The sequence below is a fragment of the Janibacter anophelis NBRC 107843 genome (assembly GCF_001570945.1).
Taxonomy (GTDB): domain Bacteria; phylum Actinomycetota; class Actinomycetes; order Actinomycetales; family Dermatophilaceae; genus Janibacter; species Janibacter anophelis.
On sequence record NZ_BCSQ01000009.1, the window covers coordinates 1 to 14,289 of the forward strand.

Below are 14,289 nucleotides of genomic sequence, written 5' to 3' on the forward strand. Positions count from 1 at the left end.
CCAGTGGCGGGCGCCCGCCGCCCTTCGCGCTCCGATGTCCCAGAAGACCGTCATGAGGCCGAAGGCGGCGAAGAAGTACAGCCCGGACCACTTGGTGCCGCAGGCCAGACCGAGGGAGAGCGCGGCGACCAGGCGCCACGGACGCCACCACATCATCGGCCCGGTCGCGAAGCTCGTCGGCAGGCCGGCGGCCTTGTCCGCCAAGCGTGCTCGTGACCAGTCCCGGTCGATGAGCAGCGCGCCGAAGGCCGCGATCGCGAAGAACATCAGGATGATGTCGAGCAGGCCGGTGCGGGAGTGGACGAAGTGGTGTCCCTCGAAGGCCATGAGGAAGGCGGCGATCGCGCCCAGCCAGTTCGACCCGAAGAGGCGCCGGGCGATCCGCCCGACCATGAGGATCGACAACGTGCCGAGCAGCGCGACCGAGAAGCGCCAGCCGAAGCTCGACGTCGACCCGAAGACCCACTCGCCGAAGGCGATGATCCACTTGCCGACCGGCGGGTGGACGACCATGTCGCCGTCCGTGGTGTTGAAGACCGCGGTCGTGCCCTGGGTGAAGAGCGGGTCGACCTCCTCGCCGTCGCCGTTCCACCGCATCTCGACGCCGTGGTCGAGCATCGAGACGCCCTGCTTGACGTAGTAGGTCTCGTCGAAGACCAGCTGGTGCGGGCGGTCGAGGGACCAGAAGCGCAGCCCACCACCGATGACGGCGAAGAGGATCGGGCCGAGCCAGCCCCACAGGGCGTCGGTGGGTCGGAAGCCGAGCAGGCGCTCACGCAGCTGTGTCCCCCGGTCCATGCGCGCCATCGTAGGCGAGGGGATGGGGAGGTGACGGGTCCTGCTGGGATGATGGCGCCATGCCACTCGTCCTCGCCGCCACACCCATCGGTGACCCCCGGGACGCCAGCCCGCGCCTGCGGGAGGAGCTCGCGGGGGCCGACGTCGTCGCCGCGGAGGACACCCGACGCCTGCGGGCGCTCGCCGGCCGGCTCGGGGTCGAGCTGCCCGAGCGGGTCGTCAGCTACCACGAGCACAACGAGGCCTCGCGCACCGCGGACCTGCTCGAGTCGGTCCGCGAGGGCCAGCGGGTCGTCCTCGTCACCGACGCGGGGATGCCCTCGGTCTCGGACCCGGGCTACCGCTTCGTGCGGGCGTGCATCGACGCCGACCAGCCCGTCACCTGCGTACCCGGGCCGAGTGCGGTCCTCATGGCGCTCGCGGTCTCGGGGCTGCCGGTCGACCGCTTCTGCTTCGAGGGGTTCCTCCCGCGCAAGGCGGGGGAGCGGCGCAGCGTCCTCGAGGAGGTCGCCGCCGAGCGGCGCACGATGGTCTTCTTCGAGGCGCCCCACCGCATCGCGGCCTCGCTGGAGGCCATGGCGCAGGTCCTCGGCCCCGACCGCCCGGCCGCGGTCTGCCGCGAGCTGACCAAGACCTGGGAGGAGGTGCGCCGCGGTGGCCTCGCCGAGCTCGCCGAGTGGGCGGCCGCGGGGGTGAAGGGGGAGATCACGATCGTCGTCGGGGGCGCCGAGGAGCGTAGCGTCTCGCTCGAGGACGCCGTCGCGGAGGTGCTTGCCCGCAAGGACCGTGGCGCCCGGCTCAAGGACGTGTGCGCGGCCGTGGGCCTGAGCACCGGCCACGGCAAGAAGGCGCTCTACGACGCCGTCGTGGCCCACCGCAGGTCCCTCTCAGACTGAGGTGGGACAATCCCGGCCATGACCGAGCCGATGCCCGACTCCGGCACCGACCTGCCCATCGACACCGAGACCCGCGAGACCGCCGCAGAGGCCGCCGGCGCTGCTGGCGAAGCCGCCGCCGGTGCCCGTGAGGCCCACGCCGAGCACGGCGTCCGCCCCGGGTCCGAGCGCACCGTCGTCCACCTGTTGCGCCATGGCGAGGTCGACAACCCCCACAAGATCCTCTACGGCCGCCTGCCCGACTACCACCTGTCCGACCTCGGCCGCGAGATGGCCGAGGTCGTCGCCGGCCACCTCGCCGACGCCGACCTGGCGCTCGTCGTGCACAGCCCGCTCGAGCGCACCGCCGAGACCGCCGCGCCCACCCTGGAGCGGCACGGCCTGACCGCCGTCGTCGACCCGCGCGTCATCGAGGCGGGCAACAAGTTCGAGGGGCGCCGGTTCCGCAAGCGGCTGCTGCTCGACCCCCGCCGCTGGTGGTGGCTGCGCGACCCGACGAAGCCCACCTGGGGCGAGCCCTACCGCGCCATCGGCAAGCGGATGATGGCCGCCATCGAGGACGCCCGCGACCACGCGCGCGGCCACGAGGCGCTCATCGTCAGCCACCAGCTGCCGATCTGGACCATCCGCAGCGTCCTGCAGGAGCGTCCCCTCTGGCACGACCCGCGCAAGCGGGCGTGCAACCTGGCCTCCCTCACCTCGGTGACCTTCACCGGGGACGAGGTCACCGATGTCACCTACAGCGAGCCCGCTGCACACCTGTACGCGCACGCCGCGTCGATCCCCGGAGCCTGATCCCCCTTCGATGAAGACCGTCCGCCCCACCCGCCGCACCCTGCTCGCCTCGGCGAGCGCCCTCGTCCTCGCCGGGACCCTCGCCGCCTGCGGTGAGTCCGCCGCGGAGAAGGCCGCGAAGGAGGTCGGCTCGCGCAACGGCGACGGGTCGATGACCCTCTTCGAGCCGGCCGAGCGCGGCGCGCCCGTCGAGCTCGCCGGCGAGACCATCCAGGGCAAGACGTGGGACAGCGCCGACGAGCGCGGCAAGGTCGTCGTCGTCAACCTCTGGGCCAGCTGGTGCGGCCCGTGCGCCAAGGAGGCCCCGCACCTCGTCGAGGCCCACGAGGAGACGAAGGGGCCGGACGTCGCCTTCGTCGGCATCAACTACCGCGAGTCCTCCAAGGAGACCGGGCGGGCGCAGGGGGAGGAGTGGGGCTTCGTCTGGCCCTCCGTCTACGACAAGTCCGGCCAGAGCGCGATCGACATGCAGGGCAAGATGACCACCCAGCCCTCGACCGCGGTCCTCGACCGTGAGGGTCGGATCGCCGCGGTCGTCCTCGGTCCCGTCACCACCTCCACCCTCGTCGGCGTCGTCGAGGACACCCTGGCCGAGTCGGCCTGATGACCGCTGTCCTGCCCGCGCTCGCCGCGGTGCCCACTTCGCTGAGCGACCAGGTGACCGACGGTGCCCTGCCGCTCGCGGTGCTCGTCGCCGCGCTGGCGGGCCTGGTCTCCTTCGCCACGCCCTGCGTGCTGCCGCTCGTGCCCGGCTATCTCGGCTACGTCACGGGGCTGTCCGACGTCGCGCTGGAGCAGCGCAGCCGCGGCCGGATGGTCCTCGGGACGCTGCTGTTCATCCTCGGTTTCAGCGCCGTCTTCGTCCTCGCGTCGATGTTCGTCGCCACCGCTGGTCGGGCCCTCGTCGACCACCGCGAGCTGCTCATGCGCCTCGGTGGGGTGCTCGTCATCCTCATGGCCTTCGTCTTCCTCGGCGCCGGGTCGCAGCGCACCATCCGCCTGCCGATCAAGCCGGCGACCGGGCTCGCGGGCGCACCGGTGCTCGGGGCGGTCTTCGGTCTGGGCTGGGCGCCGTGCATGGGCCCGACGCTCGCTGCGGTGCTCACGCTCAACCTCGCCGGTGACGCGTCGACGACCCGGGCCGTCGTGCTCGCCGTCGCCTACTGCCTCGGGCTCGGGCTGCCCTTCCTGCTCATCGCCGCCGCCTACGAGCGGTGGGCGCCGGTCTCGGCGTGGCTGCGCCGCCGCCAGCGCGCCATCCAGGTCGTCGGGGCCGTGCTGCTGCTCGTCGTCGGGCTGCTGCTGCTCACCGGCGGCTGGGACGCGCTGACCCAGTGGCTGCAGATCCACCTGATCAGCGACACGGAGGTGCTCATCTGATGGCCACGCGGACCCGACCCGAGCGCGAGGTCACCCAGCCCAGGCTGGGTGTCGTCGGCTACCTGCGGTGGGGCTGGCGGCAGCTGACGAGCATGCGCACCGCGCTCTTCCTCCTCCTGCTGCTGGCCATCGGTGCCGTCCCCGGCTCGGTCTTCCCGCAGCGCAGCATCGACCCGGCCCAGACCGACGCCTGGCTCGCGCGGCACGAGACGACCGGGCCGTGGCTCGACCGGCTCGGGGCCTTCGACGTCTACTCCTCGCCGTGGTTCTCGGCGATCTACCTGCTGCTCTTCATCTCCCTCATCGGCTGCATCCTGCCGCGCACCGCCGTGCACTGGAAGGCGTTGCGCAGCAAGCCCCCTCGCGCGCCCAAGCGGCTCGCGCGGCTCGAGGCCCACGCCGACGGCGAGGTCGAGGGTGACCTGGCGCAGGTGCGCGAGGCCGCGACGGCGGTGCTGCGCAAGAGGCGCTTCCGGGTCGCCAGCCACGACGAGGGCTCCGTCTCCGCCGAGCGCGGCTACGGCAAGGAGACCGGCAACCTCGTCTTCCACACCGCTCTCGTCACGCTGATCATCGGTGTCGCCGTCGGCCACCTGTGGGGGTGGAAGGCCGACGTCGTCGTCCCCTCCGGCGACTCCTTCGTCTCGACGGTGACCCGCTACGACACCTTCGCCCCCGGGCCCTTCGTCGACGAGTCCTCGCTCTCCCCCTTCGCCGTCGAGGTCGAGGAGATGACCGCGGACTTCAACGACCGCGAGCCCACCGCCCAGACCTTCGGCCAGCCGCGCGACTTCGAGGCGCACGTCAACGTCACCGAGGCGGACGGCAGCACCTTCACCGACAGCGTCAAGGTCAACCACCCGCTCGAGATGGACGGGGCCACCGTCTTCCTCCTCGGCAACGGCTATGCCCCCGTCGTCACGGTCAAGGACGACGACGGCAAGGTGCTCTACCAGGGGGCCACCCCCTTCCTCGCGCAGGACGGCAACTACCGCTCCACCGGCGCGGTCAAGGTCGGGGCCGCCTCGCCCGAGCAGTTCGGCTTCGTCGGACTCTTCCTGCCCACCGCCTACATCGACCCCGAGCTGGGCCCGGTCTCGGTCTTCCCCGACACCAAGAGCCCGGCGCTCGCGATGAGCATGTACACCGGCGAGCTCTTCCCCGACGGGCGTCCGCAGTCGGTCTTCACCCTCGACACCGCGTCGATGGAGGCGGTCAACAACGCCGAGGGCACCGACCAGCTGCGGCTGTGGCTGACCCCCGGGGAGAGCGCCGAGCTGCCCGACGGCAAGGGGACGATCTCCTTCGACGGCGTGGAGCGTTTCGCCGGGTTCTCCGTGCGGCACGACCCCGGCAAGGGCCTGACGCTCTGGTCTGCGCTGGCCGCGCTCGCCGGGCTCATCGCCACCCTGACCATCAAGCGCCGCCGCGTCTTCGTGCGCCTCGTGCAGGACGGCGACGTCGTGCGCGTCGACGTCGGCGGCATGAGCAAGGACGATGACGAGCGCCTGCCCGAGATCGTCCGGGAGATCCGCGACGAGCTCGTGGGACAATCGAGGACATCATGACGAACGAGATCCTGGCCCAGTACGCCAACTACGCGCTGGCCTCGGCCGCGCTGGTGATCACCGTGGCGATGCTCTGCTACGCCCTCTACCTCGCGCAGGCCGTGCCCGTGCGCGAGGCCGCCGAGGTGCGCGCCGACGCCAAGGTCCCCGCGACCGTCGGTGCCGGCGAGGCGAAGGGGGAGGACCCCCCTTCGTCCGTGGTCGCCGCGGAGACGCCGCTCAAGGCGCGCAAGGCCGCCGGGATCGCCGGCTCGCTGTCGTGGCTGGGTGCCGCGCTGCTGCTCGCCTCCTTCGCCCTGCGCGGGTTCGCGGTCGAGCGCTTCCCGCTGGGCAACCTCTTCGAGTTCAGCGTCGCGGGCGCCTTCTTCGCCATGGCGGTCTACTCGGTCGCCGGGCTGCGGCGTGACGTGCGGTGGCTCGGGGTCTTCGTCACCGCCTTCGTCGTGCTGCTGCTCATGGTCGCCTCGACCGCCTGGTACGTCGAGGCCGACGAGGTCGTCCCGTCGCTGAAGTCCTACTGGCTGCCGATCCACGTCACCGTGGCGACGCTGTCCGTCGGGATCTTCGTCGTCGGCGCCATCGTCAGCGCGCTGTACCTCATGAGCGACCGCGGCGTCGGCAGCGAGCGCTTCTGGCGCAAGCTCCCCGAGGCGTCGGCGCTGGAGAAGTTCTCCTACTCGCTGCACATCATCGGCTTCCCCCTGTGGACCTTCACGCTCATCGCCGGCGCCATCTGGGCCCGCGAGGCGTGGGGTGCCTACTGGAACTGGGACCCCAAGGAGGTGTGGACCTTCGTCATCTGGACCGTCTACGCCGCCTACCTGCACGCCCGCGCGACGAAGAACACCTCGCGCCGCACCGCGAACTGGATCGCCATCGCCGGCTTCGCGTGCATCGTCATCAACTACACGGTCGTGAACTTCTACTTCATCGGCCAGCACAGCTACGCGCAGTGAGGCTCTGACGTTGGTCCGCTACACCCTGCTCCGCATGCTCATCTTCTTCGGCTGCCTCGCGCTGCTGTGGCTCATCGGCCTGCGCGAGCCCACCGAGCTGCCCTGGCTCGTCGTCGGCGCCGCGCTGCTGTCGATGATCATCTCGGCGATCGTGCTCAAGCCCTTCCGTGCCGAGATGGTCCGGCAGATCCAGGACCGTCAGGCGGCCAAGGCCACGGCCCGCTCCGAGCGCACCGACACCGACGAGGCCGTCGAGGACGCTGCGCGCGACCGGGCCGAGCGGTCGGAGCCCGAGGAGCCCGAGACCTTCCGCTGAGGTCCCTGCCCCCAGCCCAGGACGCTCAGCGCGCGAGCGGCGCGAAGAGCCAGACCGCCCACATCACCTCGGCGAAGCCGGTGAGGGCCAGGGCCGGGATGAGTGCCTTGCCGGTGGCACCGCCGCGCACGGCTTGGATGCCGGGCCAGGCGATGACCAGCCCGATGATCGCGATGGGGGCCCAGGGCCGCCAGATCGCCATGAGCAGGGTGCACACGATCGCGACGACGAAGAGACCCACGTAGAGCTGGCGGGTGCGCGCGTCACCGAGCCGCACCGCCAGGGTCGTCTTGCCGGTGACCGAGTCGGTCGGGATGTCGCGCAGGTTGTTGGCGACGAGGATCGCGCTCGCGAGGGCGCCGACGGCGATGGCACCGAGCACGCCGACCGCGGTGATCGAGCCGATCTGCGTGTACTGGGTGCCGAGCGTCGCGACGAGGCCGAAGAAGATGAAGACGTAGACCTCGCCGAGGCCCCGGTAGCCGTAGGGGTTGTCGCCGCCGGTGTAGCGCCACGCGGCGACGATCGCCAAGGCGCCGATCGGCAGCAGGATCCACGCCTGGCTCAGGGCCACGAGCGCGAATCCGGCGAAGGCCCCGATCCCGAAGAAGGTGAAGGCCGCGATCTTGACGTTGCCGGGGTTGGCCAGGCGCTGACCGACGAGCCGCACCGGGCCGACCCGCTCCTCGTCGGTGCCGCGGATGCCGTCGCTGTAGTCATTGGCGTAGTTGACGCCGACCTGAAGGGCGCACGCGACGATGAGGGCGAGCAGGGCGAGGCCGAGGTTGGCCCCCTTCGTCCCCTCCTCGAGGTCACGGTTGGCCGCGGCGGCTGCGGTGCCGACGATGACGGGGGCGATCGCTGCGGGGAGGGTCCGTGGGCGCGCGCCGGCGACCCACTGCTTGATGGTGGCCACGATGGGCGATCTTACGAGGCCATCAGCCGCCGAGCAGACGCGCCACGGCGGTGCGGTCCGGTTTGCCCGGTCCGCGCATCGGCAGCTCGGCGAGCACGTGGACCCGGCGGGGCAGCGCGGCCGGCTCGAGGTGGGGGCGCAGCAGGTCGCGGATCTCGGCGACGCCGGCGTCGGGGACGGGGCCTGGAGGCGGCCCGCCGGGGGAGGTGACCGCGGCGAGCGCGACCGTCTGCCCCCACTGCGGGTCGGGGACCCCGACGACGACGGCTTCTGTCACGGCCGGGACGTGCGCGAGGACAGCCTCTTCGACGATGCGGGGCGCGATCTTGAGCCCACCGGTGTTGATGACGTCGTCGGCGCGACCGGTGACGTGGACGCGCCCGTCACCGTCCACCGACCCGAGGTCGCCGGTGCGGAACCAGCGCTGTCCCCCTTCGGTCCGGAAGGCATCGCTCGCCAGACCGAGGTAACCGTGCGCGACGACCGGGCCGCCGAGCTCGAGGACGCCGTCGGCGCCGGTGCGCGCCGCGACGCCCGTGAGGGGCTTGCCGTTGTAGACGCAGCCGCCGCCGGTCTCGGACATGCCATAGGTCGTGACGACGCGCACGCCCTCGGACCGGGCGCGGTCGAGCAGCGTTGTGGGAGTGGCAGCCCCGCCCACGAGGATCGCGTCGAAGCGCCGCAGCGCCTCCAACCCGAGCGGGTCGTCGACGAGCCGGGCGAGCAGGGTCGGCACGAGCGAGGTGTAGCGGCGCTCGGCGTGCATGCCGGCGGTGGCCTCGACGAGCGCGAAGGCGGTGATGCCGCCCGGATCGAGGACCACCGGCGTCGTGCCGGCGGCGATGCTGCGCAGCAGCACCTGCAGCCCCGCGATGTGGTGCGGCGGCAGAGCGAGCAGCCACTGCCCGTGGCCGCCGAGCCGCTCGGCGGTCGCGTCGGCGCTCGCGATGAGGTTGGCCGCGGTCAGCAGGGAGAGCTTGGGCGTGCCGGTCGAGCCGGAGGTCGCGATGGCGACGGCGAGGTCGGCGGGGAGGTCACCGTCGCGGAGCTGTGGGGTGGTGTCCGGGGCGTGCGGATGGATCGGCGCGGTGCCGGTCAGGGCACGCTCGAGCGAAGGGAGGGACTCCAGGACCTCGGGACCTGCAGGGAGGGGGAGCGGGGTGATCGGCACGGTGGTCAGTCTTCCTCTCGAAGGGCGGTCTCCCAGTCCTGACCACCATGGAACACACCCAGGACAGTCACGAGCGTGTCGGTTCGGGAATCGTCGACGACGTAGGCGATGAGTGTCCCCTTCTGGTGCGTGGTGGTCCTGAGCCCGGGGCGAAGGTCGGGGCGCGGCCTGCCGGCACGCGGGAACATCAGGATGCGATCGATGTGATCCAGCAAGTTGTGGATGAACCTCTCGGCATCCCTCGAACCGACGGCGTCGCCGATCCACGTGCCCAGATCGTCGAGCTGCCGGAGAGCTTCGGGAGAAAGGCGATCTTGCCCGTCATGAACGGGCAGCCCACCTACGGGTGAAGTGGGCGCGTACCGCGTCGGCTGGGATCGCGCGGGTGGGGTCCGCCTCGAGTGCGTCGTATGCAGCCACCACCTCGGTCTCCAACCAGGTTTCGGCTGCGGCGTCGCCATCTTCGAGGTCGAGGGACTCGAGGAGTCTGAGAGCGACGTCTCGGCGCACACCAGGAGGCAGCGACATCCCGGCCTTGTAGAACTCCGACTCGCTCAGGGCCATGTCTGTGAGTTTACGCCGCGGTCTCCCCGGTCCGCTGGGTCCTGTCCACAGGCTCCGGGCGGCGCCCTCGGCTCAGAAGTACCAGGGGAAGGGCGACCAGTCCGGGTCCCGCTTCTCGAGGAACTGGTCGCGCCCCTCGACGGCCTCATCGGTCATGTAGGCCAGGCGCGTGGCCTCACCGGCGAAGACCTGCTGGCCCATCAGCCCGTCGTCGCTGAGATTGAAGGCGAACTTGAGCATCCGGATCGCCGTGGGGGACTTGGCCATGATCTCGCGGGCCATTCGCAGCGCCTCGACCTCCAGCTCGGCGTGGTCGACGACCGCGTTGACCGCACCCATCTCGTACATCTCCTGGCCCGTGTAGGCGCGACCGAGGAAGAAGATCTCGCGGGCGCGCTTCTGCCCGACCATCTTGGCCAGGTAGGCGCTGCCGTACCCGCCGTCGAAGGAGCCCACGTCGGCATCGGTCTGCTTGAACCGCGCGTGCTGGCTGGCGAGCGTCATGTCGCACACGACGTGCAGCGAGTGCCCGCCACCGGCGGCCCACCCTCCCACGAGGGCGATGACGACCTTGGGCATCGTGCGGATGAGGCGCTGGACCTCGAGGATGTGCAGGCGCCCCCCTTCGGCCTTGACCCGACGCTCGTCGATGCCCTCCGCGGAGTCGTCGCCGGTGGGGTCGGCCGCGTACTGGTAGCCGGAGCGGCCGCGGATGCGCTGGTCGCCGCCGGTGCAGAAGGCCCACCCCTCGGTCGTCGCGCTGCTGCCCTCACGGGGCGTCGGACCGTTGCCGGTGAGCAGGACGACGCCGACGTCCGGGGTGCGGCGGGCGTGGTCCAGCGTGCGGTGGAGCTCGTCGACCGTGTGCGGCCGGAAGGCGTTGAGGATCTCGGGCCGGTCGAAGGCGATGCGCACGCAGCCGACGTCCTTGGCCCGGTGGTAGGTGAGGTCGGTCAGGTCCTCGAAGCCCGGCACCACCTCCCAGGCCTGCGGGTCGAAGGTCTCGCTGACGTTGTCCAGTGCGCTCACGGTGGCGAGCCTACTGACCGTCGAGTTGGCCACGAGGCCGCCCTGCTGATCCTGCGGATCGTCACGGGCCTGACCATGTTCCTCCACGGCTGGCAGAAGCTCACGGCCGCCGGCTTCGGCGGGGTCGGTGAGATGTTCGCCGGTATGGGCGTGCCGCTCGCGGGCATCGCCGGCCCCCTCACCCTCGTCGTCGAGCTCGTGGGTGGCGCCCTGCTCCTCCTCGGCCTCGGCACCCGCATCGTCGGCGCGGTCTACGGGCTCGTCATGCTCGGCGCGCTCGTCATCGTCCACCTGTCGGCGGGCTTCTTCGTCGCCGAGGGCGGCTACGAGCTCGTGCTGCTGCTCGCCGGGGTGACCGCGGCGCTGGCCATCGCCGGTCCCGGCGCCTGGTCGCTCGATGCGCTCGTCGCCGGCCGCCGTGCGGCCACGTCGGCCGCGCCGGTCGACGCCCCGGAGCGCGAGCGCGTCGCCGTCTGATCCTCGCGCACCCGGTCGGGAGCCCCCTTCGTCATCGTGACGAAGGGGGCTCCTCGCGTCAGGCGACCAGCCCGAGGACCAGCACCATGGGTAGCGACACGACCGCCCCGAGCGAGGTCGCCAGGGTCAGGGTCTTGAGCGCGCCCTTGGTCGACAGCCCGAGCAGGCTCTTGAACATCCAGAAGAAGTTGCTGTTGACGTGCAGCGCGAACATCGCGCCGGAGGCGATCGCCAGGCCGATGACGACCGGGTCGACACCGGTGGACGCGACGACCGGCCCGATGATGCCGGCGGCCGTGATGGCGCCGACCGACACCGACCCGATGGCGAAGTGCAGCAGCGCCGCGATGAACCACGCGAGCAGGACGCTGACGAGGACGGGCGCGCCGGCGTCCGCGGAGAACAGGCCCTTGAGCGTGTCGCCGAGGCCGGTCGCGGTGATGACCGCGCCGAGCGAGCCACCGATGCCGGTGATGAGCAGGATCTCGCCGGTGGTGCGGAACCCGCTCGACAGCGCGCCCTCCGTGCCCTCGGTGCCGAGGGTCGCGCGGCCGATGACGAAGGCGATGAGCAGGCCGACGAAGAGCGCGATGTTGGCGTCACCGATGAAGGCGATGACGGAGTTGCTCCGCTCGAAGAGGTCCATGAAGGCGCCGAAGGCGATGAGCACGAGCGGCACGAGGATGGGCGCCAGGCGCAGCAGGAGCGGGAGGCGAAGGGCGCGCTCCGGCACCTCGTCGGGGTCGTCGAGGTCGGCGTCGGCCGTGCCGGCCGGGACCATGCCCGCCTCGGCGTCCGCGCGGGCGAGGTAGGCGGCGTGGCCGGGGTGCTCCGGGTGCTCCTCCTCGTCGGGGTCGATGTCGGTGTCCGCGTCCCACAGCCCGGCGCGCAGCAGCCCGCGGAAGGCGAGGGTCGTGAGCAGCGCGGTCGCCAGGCCGATCGGGACACCGAAGACGAGGTACCGGCCGAGCGAGACCTCGAGCAGGCCGGCGACCGCGACGGCGGCCAGGCCCGGCACGACGAAGACGTAGCCGGCGAAGATGCCGATGCCGATCGCGCCGGCGAGCAGCGGCAGGCCACGCTTGCGGTCGACGACCGGCGCCGCCTGGCGGGCCATGGGGGAGGCGAGCACGACCTGCACGTCGACGTAGATCGACGGGAAGATCGTCGACAGCGCAGCGGTCATCGCGTACGGCAGCTTGCCGCCGACCCGGCGGGCGATGATCTCGACGAGCGCGCGGAAGGTGCCGGTCGCCTGCAGCAGCGAGCCGATGAGCACGCCGAAGCCGATGAGCAGGCCGACCTCGCCCATGATCTCGCCGAAGCCCGTGGTGATCTGCTTGACCGTCTCCTCCAGGCCCACCCCCGTGGAGAGGCCGAGGAAGATCGAGGAGATGATCAGCGAGATCACCGGGTCGACCTTGAAGCGGATGATGAGCAGGATCGCGACGGCGATCGCGATGAGGGTCAGGGCGATGTCCACGACACCCGACCCTACGCCGCGGTGACCGTCGTCACAGTGCGGGGTGCGGTCGCGGTGTGGCGGTGGCGGCCCCCTTCGCGTGTGATGGACGCATGACCGACCACCACGTCGCCCTGGTCACCGGTGCCTCCTCCGGCATCGGCGAGGCCGCCGCCGTCGCGCTCGCGCGGGAGGGGTGGACCGTCGTCGGTGCCGCGCGTCGGCTCGACCGCCTCGAGACCCTCCGGGCGAAGGGGGTGACCCCCCACGTCGTCGACGTCGCCGACGACGCGTCGATGGTCGCCCTCATCGAGGACGTCGTGGCCGAGCACGGCCGGATCGACGTGCTCGTCAACAACGCGGGGTACTCGGTCTTCGGGGCCGTCGAGGACGTGCCGATCGACGTCGCCCGCCGCCAGCTGGAGGTCAATGTCCTCGGCCTGGCCCGGATGAGCCAGCTCGTGCTGCCGCACATGCGCGAGGCGGGGTCCGGGCGGATCGTCAACATCGCCTCGGTCGCCGGACACGTCAGCGAGCCGCTCGGCGGCTGGTACCACGCGAGCAAGTACGCGGTCGAGGCGCTCAGCGACGCGATGCGCATGGAGCTGGCGCCGCACGGCGTGCGCGTCTCGATCATCGAGCCGGGAGCGATCCGGACCGAGTTCGGCGACATCGCCGCGGACTCGCTCGCCGAGTACTCGGGCTCGGGCGCCTATGCGGCACAGGCGCGCCGGATGGCGAAGGCGCACGAGCGGATGTTCGGCATCGACGCCGCGGACGTGGGGGTCGTCGTCGACGCGATCGTCCACGCGGCGACCTCCCGGCGGCCGCGCAGCCGCTACCAGGTGCCCGCCTCCGCCCGCGCGATGGTCGCGGCGACCAAGGTGGTGCCGAGTCCCGTCATGGACGCGGCGATGGGCCGGATGTTCGGCACCAACCGCCGCTGACCGTCCACATCCGCCGCGGCGCGCTCCCCGTCGTCCACAGCCGGGCGAAGGGGGTCCCGCCGGCCTCCCGCAACCGATGGGGTGGGTGCACGGCCGGTCACCCGGATCGGCCCGGACGGGAGGACGACATGGCAGGCGGATGGTTGCGGTCGGTGGAGGGCTTGCTGCATGAGGACGACCCTGGGGCCGAAGGGTTCGACGAGCCGGATCCCGAGGGGTACGGGTACGGGTACGGATACGAGCACGGCCGGCCGGCGCGGGACCTCGGCGAGTACACCCAGGTCGTCCTCATCGACGGGCAGGTGGTGGACTCTGCGCGCCACCCCATCAGCGGCAGCCAGTACGAGTGCGCGGCGCTCGAGCTCAACCACCGGAGGGGGCTGCCGGCCGCTCCGGTCACGAGGACGGTCGAGGTCCGCGTCCCCCCGCACGAGGCGATGGACCACTGGCTCGAGCGGGTCGTGGGCAGCCGGGAGGCACTTGCGAGCCTGGACGGGCAGCCGTTGCCGGAGTCGACGCCTGTCGACCCCTCGGCGGCGGCCGACCCCGAGCGGGAGCTCATGGAGGCCGTCGACCACGAGCTGGAGCGGGCGTCCGCCGGGTGGGTCGTCACCCACGAGGTGCTCACGGCCTGCCGCCGGCTGCTCGTCGCGGCCGAGGAGGCCGGCATGCTGCGCATCTGGCGGGATCTCGAGCCGGAGAAGGTGGCGGCGATCATCGTGCACTGCATCGCCAAGGCCAACGGGCTCGTCGGGCAGGGCGCCGCCTTCACCGTCGCCCACTGGCTGCGCGACCTCGGCACGACGGCCGCGCCGGCGACCCGGTCGCGCACCCTGGCCGAGACGATCGGCGGCGCCCAGTGGCCCCACGGCAAGGCGCCGACGGAGGTGCCGGAGGTCTACGTCCTCGGGGACCCGCGCATGCTCGTCAGTCGGTTCCGCACGGAGCTGATGCACTACCGGGACCTCGCCCGGCGGCACGAGCAGGGGTGACGTCCCCGCTCGGGGGTTGGAC

17 protein-coding genes are annotated in these 14,289 nt (G+C 71.8%); 10 read left to right on the forward strand and 7 right to left on the reverse strand.

All coding sequences use genetic code 11. The annotated features are described in order from the left end of the window. Positions 1–798: dolichyl-phosphate-mannose--protein mannosyltransferase (locus JAN01S_RS03565; RefSeq protein WP_157075580.1), on the reverse strand; the 798-nt coding region annotated here is incomplete at its 3' end. A 59-nt stretch (positions 799–857) separates the two neighbouring features. Here JAN01S_RS03565 and rsmI point away from each other — a divergent pair. Genes rsmI through JAN01S_RS03600 form a run of 7 tightly spaced genes read left to right on the forward strand, consistent with a single transcriptional unit; the run spans position 858 to position 6,709 of the window. Then, positions 858–1,694, forward strand: coding sequence for a 16S rRNA (cytidine(1402)-2'-O)-methyltransferase (gene rsmI, locus JAN01S_RS03570; protein ID WP_068313809.1), 837 nt, complete (start codon positions 858–860; stop codon positions 1,692–1,694). 18 nt (positions 1,695–1,712) lie between these two features. Continuing rightward, entirely contained in the window at positions 1,713–2,489 is a 777-nt protein-coding gene (locus tag JAN01S_RS03575) for a histidine phosphatase family protein (protein WP_084360003.1), read from the forward strand. Between the two features lie 10 nt (positions 2,490–2,499). Next, entirely contained in the window at positions 2,500–3,093 is a 594-nt protein-coding gene (locus JAN01S_RS03580) for a TlpA family protein disulfide reductase (protein ID WP_068313811.1), read from the forward strand. Beyond that, the gene (locus JAN01S_RS03585) at positions 3,093–3,869 is read left to right on the forward strand and encodes a cytochrome c biogenesis CcdA family protein (RefSeq protein WP_084360005.1); all 777 of its coding nucleotides are present in this window, start codon (positions 3,093–3,095) and stop codon (positions 3,867–3,869) included. Before JAN01S_RS03580 ends, JAN01S_RS03585 begins: the two co-directional genes overlap by 1 nt. Next, the gene (resB, locus tag JAN01S_RS03590; protein ID WP_068313812.1) at positions 3,869–5,437 is read left to right on the forward strand and encodes a cytochrome c biogenesis protein ResB; all 1,569 of its coding nucleotides are present in this window, start codon (positions 3,869–3,871) and stop codon (positions 5,435–5,437) included. Before JAN01S_RS03585 ends, resB begins: the two co-directional genes overlap by 1 nt. Then, on the forward strand, positions 5,434–6,393 hold the full coding sequence (ccsB, locus tag JAN01S_RS03595) for a c-type cytochrome biogenesis protein CcsB (protein WP_068313815.1): 960 nt from the start codon (positions 5,434–5,436) through the stop codon (positions 6,391–6,393). Before resB ends, ccsB begins: the two co-directional genes overlap by 4 nt. Before the next feature lie 10 nt (positions 6,394–6,403). Continuing rightward, positions 6,404–6,709 carry a DUF4229 domain-containing protein gene (locus JAN01S_RS03600; protein ID WP_068313818.1) on the forward strand — a complete coding sequence of 102 codons (306 nt, stop codon included), beginning with the start codon at positions 6,404–6,406 and terminating at the stop codon, positions 6,707–6,709. Positions 6,710–6,734: 25 nt separating this feature from the next. Here the strand turns inward: JAN01S_RS03600 and JAN01S_RS03605 are convergent, their stop codons facing one another. The 5 genes from JAN01S_RS03605 to JAN01S_RS03625 form a co-directional block, all read right to left on the reverse strand. Further along, positions 6,735–7,625 carry a 1,4-dihydroxy-2-naphthoate polyprenyltransferase gene (locus tag JAN01S_RS03605; protein WP_068313821.1) on the reverse strand — a complete coding sequence of 297 codons (891 nt, stop codon included), beginning with the start codon at positions 7,623–7,625 and terminating at the stop codon, positions 6,735–6,737. Positions 7,626–7,647: 22 nt separating this feature from the next. Continuing rightward, entirely contained in the window at positions 7,648–8,796 is a 1,149-nt protein-coding gene (gene menE / locus JAN01S_RS03610; protein WP_068313824.1) for an o-succinylbenzoate--CoA ligase, read from the reverse strand. Between the two features lie 5 nt (positions 8,797–8,801). Next, the gene (locus JAN01S_RS17745) at positions 8,802–9,212 is read right to left on the reverse strand and encodes a type II toxin-antitoxin system RelE/ParE family toxin (RefSeq protein ID WP_370670774.1); all 411 of its coding nucleotides are present in this window, start codon (positions 9,210–9,212) and stop codon (positions 8,802–8,804) included. Continuing rightward, positions 9,118–9,360 (reverse strand): addiction module protein, encoded by a 243-nt coding sequence (locus JAN01S_RS17490; RefSeq protein WP_068313830.1) that lies wholly within the window; start codon positions 9,358–9,360, stop codon positions 9,118–9,120. Before JAN01S_RS17490 ends, JAN01S_RS17745 begins: the two co-directional genes overlap by 95 nt. Before the next feature lie 72 nt (positions 9,361–9,432). Then, complete coding sequence (locus JAN01S_RS03625; RefSeq protein WP_068313972.1) at positions 9,433–10,389, reverse strand: 1,4-dihydroxy-2-naphthoyl-CoA synthase; 957 nt, start codon at positions 10,387–10,389, stop codon at positions 9,433–9,435. Positions 10,390–10,440: 51 nt separating this feature from the next. On the opposite strand from JAN01S_RS03625, the gene JAN01S_RS03630 reads away from it, so the two are divergent. Then, positions 10,441–10,866, forward strand: a complete 426-nt coding sequence (locus JAN01S_RS03630) for a DoxX family protein (RefSeq protein WP_280513171.1) — start codon at positions 10,441–10,443, stop codon at positions 10,864–10,866. Positions 10,867–10,924: 58 nt separating this feature from the next. Here the strand turns inward: JAN01S_RS03630 and JAN01S_RS03635 are convergent, their stop codons facing one another. Further along, entirely contained in the window at positions 10,925–12,349 is a 1,425-nt protein-coding gene (locus JAN01S_RS03635) for a GntP family permease (RefSeq protein WP_068313833.1), read from the reverse strand. Positions 12,350–12,441: 92 nt separating this feature from the next. On the opposite strand from JAN01S_RS03635, the gene JAN01S_RS03640 reads away from it, so the two are divergent. Then, the gene (locus JAN01S_RS03640) at positions 12,442–13,275 is read left to right on the forward strand and encodes an oxidoreductase (protein ID WP_068313836.1); all 834 of its coding nucleotides are present in this window, start codon (positions 12,442–12,444) and stop codon (positions 13,273–13,275) included. A gap of 161 nt (positions 13,276–13,436) precedes the next feature. Next, on the forward strand, positions 13,437–14,267 hold the full coding sequence (locus tag JAN01S_RS03645; protein WP_157075581.1) for a hypothetical protein: 831 nt from the start codon (positions 13,437–13,439) through the stop codon (positions 14,265–14,267). Positions 14,268–14,289: the final 22 nt, after the last annotated feature.

Coding starts and splice junctions, on each gene's coding strand:
- rsmI (WP_068313809.1), top strand. CDS start 858: ATGCCACTCGTCCTCGCCGCCACACCCATCGGTGACCCCCGGGACGCC.
- JAN01S_RS03575 (WP_084360003.1), top strand. CDS start 1,713: ATGACCGAGCCGATGCCCGACTCCGGCACCGACCTGCCCATCGACACC.
- JAN01S_RS03580 (WP_068313811.1), top strand. CDS start 2,500: ATGAAGACCGTCCGCCCCACCCGCCGCACCCTGCTCGCCTCGGCGAGC.
- JAN01S_RS03585 (WP_084360005.1), top strand. CDS start 3,093: ATGACCGCTGTCCTGCCCGCGCTCGCCGCGGTGCCCACTTCGCTGAGC.
- resB (WP_068313812.1), top strand. CDS start 3,869: ATGGCCACGCGGACCCGACCCGAGCGCGAGGTCACCCAGCCCAGGCTG.
- ccsB (WP_068313815.1), top strand. CDS start 5,434: ATGACGAACGAGATCCTGGCCCAGTACGCCAACTACGCGCTGGCCTCG.
- JAN01S_RS17490 (WP_068313830.1), bottom strand. CDS start 9,360: ATGGCCCTGAGCGAGTCGGAGTTCTACAAGGCCGGGATGTCGCTGCCT.
- JAN01S_RS03640 (WP_068313836.1), top strand. CDS start 12,442: ATGACCGACCACCACGTCGCCCTGGTCACCGGTGCCTCCTCCGGCATC.